Origin of the sequence: Streptomyces swartbergensis (assembly GCF_002148965.1) — a bacterium.
Taxonomy (GTDB): Bacteria; Actinomycetota; Actinomycetes; order Streptomycetales; family Streptomycetaceae; genus Streptomyces; species Streptomyces swartbergensis.
Map to the genome: position 1 here is coordinate 1 of NZ_NGFN01000210.1, position 15,243 is coordinate 15,243.

Annotated in this window: 14 protein-coding genes; 8 read left to right on the plus strand and 6 right to left on the minus strand. The window is 72.4% G+C overall.

Annotation, left to right across the window (positions count from 1 at the left end; translation table 11 throughout):
* Positions 1-189: 189 nt before the first annotated feature.
* Both cobT and CA983_RS47260 read left to right on the plus strand, forming a co-directional pair.
* Positions 190-1,326: a nicotinate-nucleotide--dimethylbenzimidazole phosphoribosyltransferase gene (cobT, locus tag CA983_RS27960; RefSeq protein WP_086603609.1), complete on the plus strand. Its 1,137-nt coding sequence runs from the start codon at positions 190-192 to the stop codon at positions 1,324-1,326.
* A gap of 139 nt (positions 1,327-1,465) precedes the next feature.
* The gene (locus CA983_RS47260) at positions 1,466-2,206 is read left to right on the plus strand and encodes a hypothetical protein (RefSeq protein WP_208637060.1); all 741 of its coding nucleotides are present in this window, start codon (positions 1,466-1,468) and stop codon (positions 2,204-2,206) included.
* On the opposite strand, the gene CA983_RS27975 is transcribed toward CA983_RS47260, so the two are convergent.
* Complete coding sequence (locus CA983_RS27975; RefSeq protein WP_086603611.1) at positions 2,104-2,868, minus strand: hypothetical protein; 765 nt, start codon at positions 2,866-2,868, stop codon at positions 2,104-2,106. The genes CA983_RS47260 and CA983_RS27975 overlap by 103 nt on opposite strands.
* 60 nt (positions 2,869-2,928) lie before the next feature.
* Here CA983_RS27975 and CA983_RS27980 point away from each other — a divergent pair, with 60 nt between their 5' ends.
* A complete protein-coding gene (locus CA983_RS27980; RefSeq protein ID WP_086603612.1) occupies positions 2,929-3,711 on the plus strand; it encodes an adenosylcobinamide-GDP ribazoletransferase in 783 nt (260 codons plus the stop codon).
* A gap of 83 nt (positions 3,712-3,794) precedes the next feature.
* Positions 3,795-4,400, plus strand: a complete 606-nt coding sequence (locus CA983_RS27985) for an RDD family protein (protein ID WP_086603620.1) — start codon at positions 3,795-3,797, stop codon at positions 4,398-4,400.
* Here the strand turns inward: CA983_RS27985 and CA983_RS27990 are convergent.
* From CA983_RS27990 to CA983_RS28010, 5 genes are all read right to left on the minus strand, one after another.
* On the minus strand, positions 4,360-5,136 hold the full coding sequence (locus CA983_RS27990; protein WP_086603613.1) for an endo alpha-1,4 polygalactosaminidase: 777 nt from the start codon (positions 5,134-5,136) through the stop codon (positions 4,360-4,362). The two genes, CA983_RS27985 and CA983_RS27990, sit on opposite strands and share 41 nt — an antisense overlap.
* Positions 5,133-5,792 (minus strand): spherulation-specific family 4 protein, encoded by a 660-nt coding sequence (locus tag CA983_RS27995; RefSeq protein ID WP_086603614.1) that lies wholly within the window; start codon positions 5,790-5,792, stop codon positions 5,133-5,135. Before CA983_RS27995 ends, CA983_RS27990 begins: the two co-directional genes overlap by 4 nt.
* Positions 5,789-7,303, minus strand: coding sequence for a hypothetical protein (locus CA983_RS28000; RefSeq protein ID WP_086603615.1), 1,515 nt, complete (start codon positions 7,301-7,303; stop codon positions 5,789-5,791). The genes CA983_RS27995 and CA983_RS28000 overlap by 4 nt, the downstream gene beginning before the upstream one ends.
* On the minus strand, positions 7,300-8,823 hold the full coding sequence (pelF, locus tag CA983_RS28005; RefSeq protein WP_086603616.1) for a GT4 family glycosyltransferase PelF: 1,524 nt from the start codon (positions 8,821-8,823) through the stop codon (positions 7,300-7,302). Before pelF ends, CA983_RS28000 begins: the two co-directional genes overlap by 4 nt.
* 97 nt (positions 8,824-8,920) lie before the next feature.
* Positions 8,921-10,963 (minus strand): hypothetical protein, encoded by a 2,043-nt coding sequence (locus CA983_RS28010; RefSeq protein ID WP_086603617.1) that lies wholly within the window; start codon positions 10,961-10,963, stop codon positions 8,921-8,923.
* Positions 10,964-11,019: 56 nt separating this feature from the next.
* On the opposite strand from CA983_RS28010, the gene CA983_RS48985 reads away from it, so the two are divergent.
* From CA983_RS48985 to CA983_RS28025, 4 genes are all read left to right on the plus strand, one after another.
* The gene (locus CA983_RS48985) at positions 11,020-11,145 is read left to right on the plus strand and encodes a hypothetical protein (protein ID WP_279628476.1); all 126 of its coding nucleotides are present in this window, start codon (positions 11,020-11,022) and stop codon (positions 11,143-11,145) included.
* Between the two features lie 164 nt (positions 11,146-11,309).
* Positions 11,310-12,836, plus strand: coding sequence for a leucyl aminopeptidase (locus CA983_RS28015; RefSeq protein WP_086603618.1), 1,527 nt, complete (start codon positions 11,310-11,312; stop codon positions 12,834-12,836).
* 293 nt (positions 12,837-13,129) lie between these two features.
* On the plus strand, positions 13,130-14,518 hold the full coding sequence (gene lpdA / locus CA983_RS28020; protein ID WP_086603619.1) for a dihydrolipoyl dehydrogenase: 1,389 nt from the start codon (positions 13,130-13,132) through the stop codon (positions 14,516-14,518).
* 62 nt (positions 14,519-14,580) lie between these two features.
* On the plus strand, positions 14,581-15,243 hold a 663-nt coding region (locus tag CA983_RS28025), incomplete at its 3' end, for a biotin/lipoyl-containing protein (protein ID WP_341866696.1).

A 15,243-nucleotide genomic window follows, 5' to 3' on the forward strand; every position in this document is an offset into this window, starting at 1 on the left:
GGCGGGAAGTGCGGTCATGGGCGGCTCCCGGGCGCGAAGGCGTACGGCAGGGACGTCCGACGAACGACGTACGACAATCCGCTGCAAAACGGAACGTATGGGATGCCGATCCGGGGTGCAACGACGTCGCCGCCGCGGAGTCGTGATGTGGCGCCCTGCTGTTCGAGCGGTGCCGGTACTGTTCGGCGAATGAGCTCGCTTAATCTCGACGACTTCACCGATCTGATCGAGCGTCCGGACGGCGGGGTGCGCCGCGACGCCGAGGCGCGCCGGGAGCGGCAGATCGTGCCGCCCGGGTCGCTGGGGCGCCTGGACGACCTGGGTGAGTGGCTGGCGGCGGCGCAGTCCGCCGTGCCGGTGCGGCCGATCGAACGGCCGCGGGTGGTGCTCTTCGCCGGTGACCACGGCGTCGCCGAGCTGGGCGTGTCGGCCCGGCCTGCGGGTGGCGCCGGGGAGTTGGTGCGGGAGGTGCTGGAGGGCGGCCGGCCCGTGTCGGTGCTGGCGCGGCGGCTGGGCGTGCCGGTGCGGATCGTCGACATGGCCCTGGACTGCGACCCGGAGGCCCTGCCCGAGGACGTCGTACGGCACCGGGTGCGGCGCGGCAGCGGGCGCATCGACGTCGAGGACGCGTTGACCCTTCAGGAGGCCGAGGCGGCGTTCCGGGCCGGGGTCGCGGTGGCCGACGAGGAGGCCGACTCCGGTACGGATCTGGTGGTGCTGGGCGATGTGAGCGTCGGCGGGACCACGGCGGCGGGCGTGCTGGTCGCGGCGCTGTGCGGGGTCGACGCGTCGGTCGTCACCGGCCGGGGCGGGCTGGCGATCGACGACCTGGCGTGGATGCGCAAGTGCGCGGCGATCCGCGACGCGCTGCGCCGGGCCAGGCCGGTGCTCGGGGACCAGTTGCAACTGCTGGCGACGGTGGGCGGGGCCGACCTCGCCGCGATGACGGGCTTCCTGCTGCAGAGCGCGGTGCGGAAGATGCCCGTGGTGCTCGACGGGGTCGTGACGGCGGCGTGCGCGCTGGTCGGGCAGCGGATCGCGTTCCGGGCGCCGGACTGGTGGCTGGCCGCGCACGACAGCGGCGAGCCCGGGCAGGCCAAGGCGCTGGACCGGATGGCCCTGGAACCGCTGCTGACCCAGGGCGTGACCGTCGGCGAGGGCGCGGGCGGTCTGCTCGCGCTCCCCCTGGTGCAGGCCGCGGCCGCGCTGGCGGCGGAGCTTCCCGAGAAGCCGAAGGAGTCCGAGGAGCCGGAGACCTCCGAGGCGTCCGAGGCAGCTCAGGCCTCCGAGGCAGCTGAGGCCACCGGGGTTCCCACCGAGCAGTAGCGATCCCGGAGATCCAGGTCACGCACACCTGGCTCAACTTCGTCCCGTTCCGGTCGGTCTTCGCGTGTGGTGTCGGTTTCACTGAGCCACGGACACCGCGCACCCGCTGACGTACCGAGATCCGGACGAGGACGACCCGATGACCACGCTCGCCCGCTGGGCCCGCGCCGAATGGGGGCCGCTGTACGCGGCCGTGCGCGGGCCGCTGCGGGAGCGGCGGCTGCGGGCCGTGCCGATGGCGGTCGCGGCCGTGTGCCTCACGGCCGTGCTGCACTTCGCGCACAGCCAGCCGTGGGGCTACCGGTTCGTGCAGGACATCGGGGCGGTACGGGCCGAGGATCCGCTGTGGCTCGCGCTCCTGCGGACGCCGCTGTCGCTGTTCGTGCCCGCGCTGGACCTGCCGGTGTGGGGCGCGCTGGTGCAGATCCTGCTGGTGTTCGGCCTCGCGGAGCTCTGCCTGGGCCGGCGACGGACGCTGCTCGTGGCGTACCTCGCGACGCTCGCGGGCACGCTGTACGCCCGCCTGGGCGTCTGGCTGGGCCCGGACGTCCCGCTGGGCCTGCCCGCCGCGGACGCGCGGGTCGTGGACACCGGCCCGTCGGCGGCGGTGGTGGGGCTGGCCGTCTGTCTGGGATGGCGCTACCGCGCTTACCTCACGGCCGGGGCGGTGATCGTGGCGATGGCGGCCGAGGTCGCCCTGAAGGAGAACCTGGCGGGCAAGGAGCATCTGGCGGCGATCGCGGCCGTGCTGGTGGTGTGTGCGGCGGGCGCGGTGCGTCAGCGGTGTTCGAGGGACCGGGCCGGCTCGGGGTCGGGCGCGCCGCCGATCCAGTCCTGGAACGCGCGCCGGGGGCCCAGCCAGCGGCGGTCGTGGTGGTAGGCCCGCAGGGTGGACTTGGCGCGGGCGCGGGGGCGGCGCCGGTAGAAGCGCTTGGCCCAGGAGGAGCCGGGGCGGGCCAGCCGTACGGCACCGATCAGGGCGATGACGGGGACGATCACGCCGAAGACCGCGAGGCGGGTCTTGCCCTTGAACAGGGCGATGAGGGCGAACGCGAAGTTCACGACGACGTTCACGATCACGGTGGCGCGGTTCTGTTCCTGGTCGTCCGAGAGGTTGTCGACGCCCAGGGGCGAGAAGCCGATCAGGAGCAGTCCGACGAGGGATGCGGTGAGGACGACCATCTCGACGCTCTTGCGGCCGGCCTCGGTCCAGTAGACGTCGGCCAGGTGCAGGACCAGGGCGAACTCGTCGAGGACGAGGCCCGCGCCGATGCCGAAGATCACCGCGGCCAGCGCCGAACCGAAGCCGTGCTGCCCTCCGGCGACCGCGCCGAAGCCGCCGATGATCGTCAGGATGACCCCGGGGACCACGTGGTGGACGTGGATGCCGCCGCTGCCGCTGACGTTGCGGAAGGGGCCCTTGCCCGCCCGGATGAGGCGGGTGATGACCCGGGTGATCAAGAAGGTCAGCACGAAGGAGACGAGAGCGAGGAGCAGTGGCAGCTTGCCGGGTTCGATGATGTTTCGCTCCAGCCATCCCATATATGAACTTTATCCTCGGCCGCCGCATCCGCTCTTCTGACCGGCCGGTAGCCTGCGCCGGTGCCCAGAACCTCGCCCCTCGACGGTCTCCGCTTCGCCTTCGGCACCCTCACGGTGTTGCCGGTCCGCGTGACCCGGTGGGACCGGGAGGCCGCGCGCGGCGGCATGCTGTGCGCTCCGCTGGCCGGGCTCGCGGTCGGTGCGGCCGCCGCCGCCGTCGGGCTGGTGCTGCTGTTCCTCGGTGCGGGCGGGCCGCTCGCCGCCGTGGCCACCGTCGCCGTCCCCGCCGCCCTGACCCGGGGTCTGCACCTCGACGGGCTCGCGGACACCGCCGACGGGCTGGGCAGCGGGAAGCCCGCCGAGGACGCCCTGCGGATCATGAAGCAGTCGGACATCGGGCCGTTCGGGGTCATCACCCTCGTCCTCGCCCTGCTCGCCCAGGTCGCCGCACTCGCCCAGGCCTACGACGCCTCCTGGGCCCGGGGCGCGTGCGCCGCCGTCGTCTCCGCGACGGTCGCCCGGCTGGCCCTGACCCTCGCGGCCCGGGCCGGGGTGCCGGCGGCGCGGCCGGAGGGGCTGGGGGCGGCGGTCGCGGGTGTGGTGCCGGTCCGCGGGGCGCTGCTCGCCGGCGTCGCCGTCGCGGGCGTGGCGGTGGCGGTCGCCGCTGTCTTCGGGCCGTACGACGTCGCCCGTACCGCGCTCGCGGTCCTGCTCTCCCTGGCCGCCGCCGAAGCGCTCCTGCGGCACTGCACGCGCCGCTTCGGCGGGATCACCGGGGACGTGTTCGGCGGCCTCGCCGAGACGGCGGCGACCACGGCGCTGGTCGTTCTGTCACTGGGCTGAAACGATCTCCTCGTTCCCCTCCTGCCCGGGCCGCCCAGCCGCTAGCTTCCTGCCTCGAACACACGAGTGATCGGGGGATGTTCATGCCGAAGCTGCGCCGTGCCGTGGCCTGGTCCGTCGACTTCGCGCTGGTGGTGACGCTGGCCTCGGCGCTCGCCGTGCTCACCTTCCACCGGGTCTCCGCCCTCGTCACCGACGTGCCCGAGCTCGCCACCCGCAGCGGACTCGAACTGCTGATGTCGCGCGGCGACGTGCTCGACGCCTCCCAGGACCTGGGGCTGAGGCTGTGGGACAAGTCGGTGCTGTACGTCGAGCAGGCCTTCGGGCTGCTGGTCCTGACCGTGTTCCTCTACCAGTGGGCGTGTCTGGCCCTGGCCGGGCGGACCATCGGCAAGGGCCTGGCCGGGCTGAAGGTCACGCCGCGGCTGCCGCGCCGGGCGGCGCTGCGGGCCGCCGTCACCACCGCCGCGGACGTGGCCGTGTACGCGGTGGCCTGTGTGCTGCTGGTCGAGGGTCAGGTCGTGCTGTCGGTGCTGGTGTGGGCGGTCGCGGTGGTGCTGTTCCTGCTGAACGCGCTGCCGGTCCTCTCCCCCGGCCGCCGGTCCCTCGCCGACCGGGTAGCGGGCACGGAGGTCACCGGGCTCGGGCTCAGCACTCCTGTCGCCATGCCCCTAGTTCGTGCTTCTTGAGCAGTGAACTCAGGCGCAGGCGGCGGGACTCGGCGCAGAAGCGGCCGGTGGGCACCTCGTACTCGACGTGGAAGACGGCCTTGCCCGCCTCGACGAACGGCTTCAGCGCCCCGCACTCGTCGTACTGGGCGCACTGTTCGTTGACCGCGAAGTCGAAGTCCCCGACCAGTTCCGGGATCTGGTCCAGGTCGTTCTTCAGGCCGACGGCCAGGCCCCGGTCGTGGGCCAGGCGGGCGATGAGGCGGTTGTAGCGGAGCTGGTCGGCGGCGGTCAGCGGGAAGCCCGTGTCGTTGCGGTAGCCGTCCATGTTGTCGGGCTCCACCGCGTCGAAGCCCTTGTCGCGGCACATGTCCATGCGGGCGGCCATGAGCGGCTCCAGGACGTCAGTGCGGCGGATGTCGAGCCAGCGTTCGCCCTCCCAGCCGTTGCCCCGGCCGAGGACCGGCTTCGGGAACTTCTCCGCGTCCGGTCGAAAGTCCTCCCAGGCGCCGGTTGACAGGTAGCAGATGACCTTGCGGCCCTCGCGGTGCAGCCGGGCGACGGTGGCCTCGGAGTGGTCGAAGCCGTCGATGTCGTAGACCGGCACGTCGACGGAGGTGTCCAGACGGCCGCTGAGCTGCCACTGCCAGGCCGTGCCGGGGCGGGGCTGCCAGCGGGGGCCGGGCTTGTCGTCGGGGCCCTGGGTGCAGCCCGCGAGCAGCAGGACGAGCAGGGCGGCGAGCAGGGGGCGTCTCACGGGGCGTTCTCCGGGTTGTGCAGGGTGTACGGCAGTGTGCCCCAAGGATGATCTCCGGTGCCGGGCACCGCGCAGTGCACCGCCGCGCCCCGCTCCCGCGCCAGGCCCTCGGGGTCGGCGCCGGGCGGCACGCCGTACACCAGGTGGCACAGCCGCACCCCGCCGCCGCCCGGCCAGGGCTGGGGAGGCAGGGCGCGGTAGGAGGCCCAGGTGCCCTCGAAGGTGACGAGGACGTCGGCGATGCGGGCGTAGCAGGGGTGCGGTGCCGTGCCGTGGTTGAGGACGAGGGTGCCGCAGCCGACGCCCCAGGCGGCCACCGCGAGCCTCTGGTAGTGCTCGAACTGCTCGGGCCCGGAGGGGACCTGGTCGAGGAAGGCGCCGTCGGTGCCGTACCAGTCGCGGTGGCGGGTGAGGTCGCTGACGACGTCGGTGGCGGCGCGGCGGCCGTAGTCGGTGTCGGTGTAGCCCAGCACCCGGACGCCCGCCGCCTTCAGCCGGCCGGCGACCTCGGCGAAGGCCGCGTCGGGGCGGTCGCCGGGGCCGCTGGCCGGGTTGAGGACGACCCCGTAGAGGCGGGGCGCGGCCGCCACGATCGCCTCCCATTCGGCGGGGCGGGCGGACGGGTGCTCGTAGTACGGGACCAGGAGAGTGCTCATCGGTGGGCGGTTGCCCTCCCCAGCAGCGCGCACACCAGGACGGCCTGGACGACGGCCGCCGTGCCGTACACGGCCAGGCCCGCTGTGTGCGGGTCGCCGGTGCGGGTGGCGATGAGCAGGGTCTGGACGAGGGCCGCGGCGCAGCACACCGCCGTCGCGCCGGTCACCGCGCCGAACGACTGGAGCAGCAGGCCCGTCCACAGGACCACGCCCAGCAGGAGCAGCCCGGCCAGCCGGACGCCGCCCGGGACCGGGGAGTGCGGCCACAGGAGGGAGGCGGTGAGGCTCAGCGCGAGCAGCGCGGCGAGATAGCCGGCCAGGCACTGGGCGACCGTCGAGGCCGTGGTGCGCCAGAAGTCCCGGGCCGTGCTGCTGGAGCGCAGTCCGGCGAGGCTGTCGCTGCGGAAGCGGTACAGCAGCCACTCGGCGGGGCCCATGCTGAGAGTGAGCGCCACTGCGGCGGGCGCGGCGACCGCACTGTCCGTCTCTCCGGCGAGAACGTCGCCGAGCGCCGCGTACAGCACGAGGACGCCGGTCCCGAGCCCGAACAGGGCGTACGGCAGGGAGCCCGTGAGGCGGGGTCCGGCGGGGCGCCGGTGCGCGGGGGCGGCGCCGAACCCGCCGAAGGGCAGCAGGGCGACGGGACCGGCGGTCCAGCCGCCCTCGCCCGGTTCCTTGAGGGCGGGTGCCACTTCACGGACGGCGAGGGCCGCGACCGCCGCGAGGGAACCCAGCAGGAGGGCCAGGCTCGCGGCCTCGGGCAGCGGGTCGACCAGGGACAGGACCGCGCCCATCGCCATCGGCGCGAGCGCGGCCAGCAGGAACCGTTCGCGGCCCATCACCAGCAGCACGGTCGCCGCCGCCAGATAGCAGGACTGCCCGGCGGCGAAGGCGACCACGGCCGGGGCGGCACCGCCCGCGAACACCAGGGCGACCAGCGAGCCGAGCAGCGCGCCGGCCGGGGCGCCGAGCAGCAGGGCGCGCCGGGCGGCCATCCGGTCGCCCAGCCCCAGCCAGGCGTACGCCCGGTGGGCAAGGCCCTGGTTCCACGTCCAGCCGCACAGGGCGCCGGCCAGGAGCGGGACCGTGCCCGCCGGGAGGCCGAAGTCGCCGGGGCCCGTGAACAGGGGCGCGCCGAGGACGTAGGCGAGGCCGGGCAGGGCGAAGACGACACCGCGCAGCAGGCAGCCGAGCAGGCCGATCCGCCAGGGGTCGTGGAGGGGGCCGTCGGGCTCGGGGTAGCGGCGCTCGACGCGTTCGTAGAGGGTCTCGGCGAGCGCGAAGGAGTTCTTCACGCCGTAGCGTTCGCGTATCTGGTCGTCGGAGAGGCCGTCGGACTCCAGAAGCGCGGCTATCTCGTCCGGGTGGACGGCCGCGGCTATGAAGTCCTCCAGGCGGTCGGCGAGTTCGTCGACCGGGTCGGGCTGGGCCCAGCTCGGAGTGCGCTGCCGGGGGATACCCGGGAGGGTGTCCGGACGGGAGCCCGGGGGCAGCCAGACGCTTCCGCTCACCAGCCCGCTCCGTCCGTCGCGACGGCCGCGTACCAGGGGTCGCGCAGTTCCAGGGTCCAGTCGGCGACGGTCTCCAGCGTCGGCTCGTACACCTCGTCCTCGCCCGCGAGTTCCTTGTAGATGGTGCGGAAGGCGTCCACCGAGCGGCGCAGCGTGAACCGGTCGATGACGCGCTGGCGCGACAACCGGCCGAGTTCCAGGCGCCGTTCGTCGTCCTTGAGCAGGGTCAGCGCGGCGGCGGCCATCTTCTCCGGCTCGCGCGGCGGCACGACCAGACCGGTGTCGCCGACGGCCTCGCGCACTCCCCCGACGTCCGTCGACACCGTCGTACGGCCGCACGACATGGCCTCGATGATGGAGAACGGGAAGCCCTCGGAGATCGACGACAGCATGACGAGGTGCCCGGCCGCGTACGCGCGCCAGACCTCGGTGATGCGGCCCTCGAAGGTCAGGCCGTCGGTGACGCCCAGTTCGGCGGCGAGCTTCTCCAGGCGGGTGCGGTAGGCCTCGCCGCCGGGCGGGACGGGGCCGAAGAGCCTCAGCCGGGTCGCCGGGATCTCGGCGCGCACCATCGCGTAGGCGCGGATCAGGGTCTCCAGGTCCTTGATGGGGTCGATCCGGCCGCACCAGGACAGGGTGGGGACCTCGGGCTCGGGGCCTGCGTGCGGGAAGGCGGCCGGGTCGACGCCGTTGTAGACGGTGCGGATCTTGTCGGCGTCGGCGCCGCCGCGTTCCTCCCAGCGGCGGTTGTACTGGTTGCACGGCGTGATCAGATCGGCGGCCCGGTAGCCGTAGGAGTTCAGCTCGCGGTAGAAGCCCAGCATGAAGGCCTTCACGGGCCAGCGCTGGGTGTCGCTGCGGTAGCCGAGGTAGCGCTCGCGCAGGTAGATGCCGTGCTCGGTGAGCAGGAAGGGCACGCCGTCCAGGTGGCGGGCGGCGAGCGCGGGCAGGGTGGCGAGGCCGCTGCTGACGGCGTGCGCGACGGACTCCTCGGGGATGCGGACGCCGAGCGGGCGCAGGGCGTGTTCGAGCAGGTCGGTCGCGGTCAGCGCGTCGTGCACGGTGGGGCGGGCGGCGGCCGTCGGCAGATGCGGCATCGTCCATATCCACATCAGCGACCGCAGCGCCGACTCGGTGCGCAGGGCCGCCGACAGGCGTCCGTCCCGGGCGAGTTCGGCCAGCTCGTTCAGGGACTCGCCGAAGTCGGCGTGCGAGCCGGGGTCGAGGAAGGAGAGCAGGAAACGCTCGTAGGTCTCGGTGAAGCGGCGGCGGGACCTGCCGTACGGGGGCCTTCTGCGGCCCGGGCGCGGGCCCCAGGTGGGGACCGAGGTGTGCGCGTAGACGTTGGGCGGCAGCTCCCAGGTGACGGGTTCGCGGCCGCTGCCGGTGAGCGAGACGATGTGGAAGTCGACCTCGGGCATGCCCTTGACGAGCTGGTCGCACCAGGTGCTGACGCCGCCGTGGACGTGCGGGTAGGTGCCTTCGGTGAGCATGGTGACATGACGGCCTGTTCGCCTCATGTGTGTTTCCCCCTGTGGTGCGGATGGTGTGCGGGGAACTGCTGCCCGGGTGCCGAGTGCGGGCCCGTGTGGGCTGGTCGCGCAGTTCCCCGCGCCCCTAAAGGCTCTGGGGCAACTTCAGTGTCAGAGCCGACTGGAGTGCTGCCGGGGTCGTCCAGGCCGAGCGGGCTCCCGCGTACGGGGTGCCGAACGGGGTCGTGCCCAGCAGGAGTTCCTTCTTCGTTCCCTCCGGCGCGGTCACCGGGATCTGCGTTCCGGACGGGGCGGTGACCGTGACCGTGCCGCCGATCCGGTACGCCGTCACGCGGTTGTTCGCCAGGGCCGTCTGCCAGGCGGCGCGGCGCTGCACCTCCGTGCCGATGGCGCTGTGCCGGGGGTTCTCCAGCGGGGTGTTGTCGGCGAACAGGGCCCGGTAGTCGTCGAGCACCTTCTCCATGACCGGGTAGAGCAGCCGGTCCTCGGCCAGGTTGGACTGGTGCGCGTAGTGCGGCCGCGGGTCGCCGGCGAGGACGTGTCCGAGGGCGGTGCGGGCCTCCTGCGGGACGATGTGCTCGGCGTAGCCGGTGGTGGGGTCGAGCGGCTCGTCGAGGCAGGTCGAGGTGGGGTTGTCCTCGCAGACGCCGCTGCCGCCGTCGGCCCGCGAGGTGTAGACCCAGTTGTACTCGTCGGCCATCTCGGCCGCCGTGCCCACGTTGTAGTACACGTTCATCGGGTGGCGCGGGACGGTCAGGGCGTTGCCGATCGCCCGCTGCTCGGGCTCGCGGGAGTTGTCCGAGGCGATCCACTTGACGCCGGTGTCGGCGAGGGCGCCGGCCAGGTTGGGGTTGTCGTCGGGCTGCTGGGGCAGCGTCTTCAGGCCCGAGTGCTCACCGGTGACCAGTTCCGTGCGGTCGACGGGGAGGCCCTTGTTCACGGCCCAGTTGTGGTTGTCGCGGATCTGCGCGGCGATCTCGGCGCGGCTCATGTACTTGGTCGAGCCGTCGGCGTTCTTCGCGCAGCTCCACGGCACGGTGGAGGTGTCCTGCACGCAGCCGAGGAAGGGGTGCGTGTAGGTGTGGTTGACCCAGCGGTACTGCGCCTTGTCGGCGAGCAGCCGGTCGGTCAGGGCGTCGGTGCCGCCGTGCTGGGTCTTCCACTCCTCGCCCGAGCCGGCGTTGTAGACCATGTCCATGGTGAAGCCGTGCTCGCGCTGCCACTGGGCGGCGTGGGCGGCGTCGTCCGCGGTCATGCGGATCGGCGTGGTGCCCTCGCCGTCGCCGCCCGCGCAGTCGAAGTCGCCCGGGGTGCAGTCGCGTTCGGTGTCCCAGCGGCTGTCCGGGGCGAACACGTCGTCGATGTGCACGGCGAAGGAGTTGCGGGTCCGGCCCAGGTGCACGCCCTGGGTGAGCCACTCGACGATGCCCCGGGCCAGCAGCCGGAACTGCTGCTGGTTGCCGTTGTAGGCGAAGGTCACGACGAGTTCGCGGCGGCCGTCGTGGGCGTACTCGCCGACGAGGCTGCCGCGGCCGGTGCCGCCGGGCACGGGGAGGTCGACGTAGCTGGTGAAGCCGGCGCGGGGCCGGGCCACGTAGCCGTAACTCTCCTGTATGGAGGCGGAGTTGTCCTCGAACCGGAACGCGCCGTCGAGGTAGCCGAACCAGCCCGCCTTCCCGGCCGCCGTGACGGATGCCTCGCGCCCGTCAAGGGTGCCCGCCCAGCCGCCCTCGCTGGTGTAGTCGAGGCCGACCTCCGGGTGCGCCCAGGTGTAGGCGTCGACCTGCGGGATGCCGTACGTCCGCTCGTAGGTCTCCAGGGCGGTCTGCTCGGCGGAGCCCGCGCCGAACGGGGACTCGTTCGGCAGGACGACGCCCTGGTACTTGGCGCGCGGGCGGCCGTTCACCGTGTCGCTCAGGAACGACTCGGTGATCTTCGGGCGGTCCGCGTCGTTCAGGTCGACGGTCGTGTACGGGACGCCCGTGCTCTTCAGCTGGGCGGTGACGGCCCGGACGGGGCTGTCGCCGTTGTCCACCACCAGCACCTTCAGATCGATGCGGGGTTCCTCCGCGGCCGCCGCCCCCGGCGCCACCGCCCCGGCCGTGATGATGCCCGCCGCCGTCACCGCGGCGGCCGTGTTTCTCCATCTGCGCGCACGCTGCGCCATGGTTCCTCCCCCAGAAGATCCCAGAGATCCCCTTGCGGTCGAACAGAGGAGGATCCGTGGAAATCATGCAAAGCGGCGAGCAGGGCGCTCACCGGATCCCGACGAGTGTGACTCAGTTCACCGACATAGAGGATCAAGAAATGGCCACTACGCCACCGTCAGGTGAACGCCCGCAGGAATGAGCGAACACGGCCACGCGCGTAGTCTCGTCGTCGAGTGTTCGCCGCACCGGGGAAGGCCCCGTGATATCCGGACCCTGAGGTCGCAATAGGGTCGGCTGTCGGGCCCGGTCGACCCACACCGTTCGACCACAGCAACTTCACATCGGAAGCGAGATTTCACCACCGTGACTGCTCTCACTCTCAGCACCGCCGCGGCGCCCGGTCTGCGGGCCGACGCCATCGTGATCGGTGTCGCCAAGGGTGCCAAGGGGCCGGTCGTCGCACCGGGCGCCGAGGCCGTGGACAAGGCGTACGACGGCAGGCTCGCCGGCGTTCTGGAGACCCTCGGCGCCTCCGGTGCCGAGGGCGAGGTGACGAAGCTGCCGGCGCCGTCCGGCTTCAAGGCACCGCTCGTGCTGGCGGTGGGCCTGGGCCCGGTGCCCGAGAAGGACGCCGACTACGACTCCGAGGTCCTGCGCAAGGCCGCCGGCGTCGCCGCCCGCTCGCTGACCGGGTCCAAGAAGGCGGCCTTCGCCCTGCCCCTGGCGGACGCCGCCGACGCCGCCGCGATCGGGGAGGGCGCGCTGCTCGGCGCGTACTCCTTCGACGCCTACAAGGACAACGGCAAGGACCCCAAGGCGAAGAACGGCAAGGCCCCCCTCGCCGAGGTCGCCCTGCTCGGCGGCAAGCCCCGCGAGAGGGCGTACAAGGCCGCCGTCGAGCGTGCCGTCGCCGTGTCCGAGGAGCTCAACCGCGCCCGCGACCTGGTCAACACCCCGCCGAACGACCTGAACCCCGAGTCGTTCGCCGCGATCGCCCAGGCCGCGGCCAAGGAGCACGGCATCAAGGTGCAGGTGCTCGACGTGAAGGCCCTGGAGAAGGGAGGCTACGGYGGCATCCTCGGCGTCGGGGCGGGCTCGGCGGCCGGTCCGCGCCTGGTGAAGCTGTCGTACACCTCCTCCAAGGCGAAGAAGCACCTCGCCTTCGTCGGCAAGGGCATCACGTACGACTCGGGCGGCATCTCGCTGAAGCCGGCCGGTCACAACGAGACGATGAAGTGCGACATGAGCGGCGCGGCCGCCGTGTTCGCCGCGGTCGTCGCCGCCGCACGCCTCGGCCTGGAGGTCAACGTCACCGGCTGGCTGGCCCTGGCCGAGAACATGCCCTCCGGTTCCGCGACCCGTCCGGGTGACGTGCTGCGGATGTACAGCGGCAAGACGGTGGAGGTGCTCAACACCGACGCGGAGGGCCGGCTGGTGCTGGCCGACGCCCTGTGGGCGGCGTCCCAGGAGAAGCCGGACGCGATCGTGGACGTCGCGACGCTGACCGGGGCGATGGTGCTGGCGCTGGGGAACCGGACGTTCGGGATCATGGGYAACGACGACGCCTTCCGTACGGCGCTGTACGAGGCGGCGCAGGAGGTCGGGGAGCCGGCGTGGCCGATGCCGATGCCGGAGCACCTGCGCAAGGGGATGGACTCGCCCACGGCCGACATCGCGAACATGGGTGAGCGGATGGGCGGCGGACTGGTCGCCGGGCTGTTCCTGCGCGAGTTCGTGGGCGAGGGCATCACCTGGGCGCACCTCGACATCGCCGGGCCGGCCTTCAATGAGGGCGGCCCGTTCGGGTACACGCCGAAGGGCGGCACGGGCAGTGGCGTGCGGACGCTGGTGCGGCTCGCCGAGCTGACGGCCGCGGGTGATCTGGGCTGAGTTCCGCCTGAGAGCCAGGTCTCGCCGGTTGTGTGGCGAGTGCGGGGGCGTGGGGGCTGTTCGCGCAGTTCCCCGCGCCCCTGAACGGGGCGCTGCCCTTCAGGGGGCGTCTCTCATTTGAACGTGGGGCGTCTCACACAGCAGCCCGGCGTCTCCTTCTGTGCTGACAAGTGCGAAGATGGGGCTCGGCAGGACAGGGCCCCACCGAAGGGCCGAAGAACGAGCGGCCGGACACCAGCCGCCTGCCGGTCAGTGAAGACCGGCGTACGGCGCACATGCATGGAGGACGTGACGTGGCGAACGACGCCAGCACCGTTTTCGACCTAGTGATCCTCGGCGGTGGCAGCGGTGGTTACGCCGCGGCCCTGCGCGGGGCGCAGCTGGGCCTGGACGTCGCCCTGATCGAGAAGGACAAGGTCGGCGGCACCTGCCTGCACCGAGGATGCATCCCCACCAAGGCCCTGCTGCACGCGGGCGAGATCGCCGACCAGGCCCGCGAGAGCGAGCAGTTCGGTGTGAAGGCCACCCTCGAGGGCATCGACATCGCCGGCGTCCACAAGTACAAGGACGGCGTGGTCGCCGGCCTCTACAAGGGGCTCCAGGGGCTCGTCGCCTCCCGCAAGGTGACCTACATCGAGGGTGAGGGACGACTGTCCTCCCCGACCTCCGTCGACGTGAACGGCCGGCGCGTCCAGGGCCGTCACGTGCTCCTCGCGACCGGCTCCGTGCCGAAGTCGCTGCCGGGTCTGGACATCGACGGCGACCGGATCATCTCCTCGGACCACGCCCTCGTCCTGGACCGCGTGCCGAAGTCCGCGATCATCCTCGGCGGCGGTGTCATCGGCGTCGAGTTCGCCTCCGCGTGGAAGTCCTTCGGCACCGACGTCACCATCGTCGAGGGCCTGAAGCACCTCGTCCCGGTCGAGGACGAGAACTCCTCCAAGCTTCTCGAGCGCGCGTTCCGCAAGCGCGGCATCAAGTTCAACCTGGGCACCTTCTTCGAGAAGGCCGAGTACACCCAGGACGGTGTCAAGGTCACCCTCGCCGACGGCAAGGAGTTCGAGGCCGAGATCCTGCTCGTCGCCATCGGCCGCGGCCCGGTCTCCCAGGGCCTGGGCTACGAGGAGGCCGGCGTCGCCATGGACCGCGGCTACGTCCTGGTCGACGAGTACATGCGCACCAACGTCCCGACCATCTCCGCCGTCGGCGACCTCGTCCCGACCCTCCAGCTCGCGCACGTCGGCTTCGCCGAGGGCATCCTGGTGGCCGAGCGCCTGGCCGGTCTGAAGACCGTTCCGATCGACTACGACGGTGTCCCGCGGGTGACGTACTGCCACCCGGAGGTCGCCTCCGTCGGTATCACCGAGGCCAAGGCCAAGGAGATCTACGGCGCGGACAAGGTTGTCGCTCTGAAGTACAACCTCGCGGGCAACGGCAGGAGCAAGATCCTGGGCACCACGGGCGAGATCAAGCTCGTCCAGGTCAAGGACGGTGCCGTGGTCGGCGTCCACATGGTCGGCGACCGCATGGGCGAGCAGGTCGGCGAAGCCCAGCTGATCTACAACTGGGAGGCGCTGCCGGCCGAGGTCGCGCAGCTCATCCACGCGCACCCGACGCAGAGCGAGGCGCTCGGCGAGGCCCACCTGGCCCTGGCCGGCAAGCCCCTCCACTCGCACGACTGATCCCTCGGTCGACGAAGCGACGACACAGACTTCCGCACTTTCCGTAAGGAGCAACCGAAACCATGGCGGTTTCCGTAACCCTTCCGGCGCTCGGAGAGAGCGTCACCGAGGGCACTGTCACTCGCTGGCTGAAGGCCGAGGGTGAGCGCGTCGAGGCCGACGAGCCGCTGCTCGAGGTGTCGACCGACAAGGTCGACACCGAGATCCCCTCGCCCGCAGCCGGTGTCCTGGCGTCCATCAAGGTCGCCGAGGACGAGACCGTTGAGGTCGGCGCCGAGCTGGCCGTCATCGACGACGGCACGGGCGCGCCCCCCGGTGCAAGCACCGGCTCCACTGGAGCGGCTGCCGCCGCGCCCGCTGCTGCGGCCCCGGCCGCCGAGCAGGTCGCCGAGCCCGCTCCCGAGCCGGCCGCGGCCGCCCCGTCCACCGAGCAGGCCGCCCCGGCGCCCGCTCCCACCGCCGACGCCGCCGCCGGTGGCGGCTCCGCCGAGGGCACGGACGTGGTCCTGCCCGCGCTCGGCGAGTCCGTCACCGAGGGCACGGTCACCCGCTGGCTGAAGTCGGTCGGTGACAGCGTCGAGGCCGACGAGCCGCTGCTCGAGGTCTCCACCGACAAGGTCGACACCGAGATCCCGGCGCCCGCCTCCGGCACGCTGCTGGAGATCGTGGTCGGCGAGGACGAGACCGCCGAGGTCGGCGCCAAGCTCGCCGTCATCGGCGAGGCG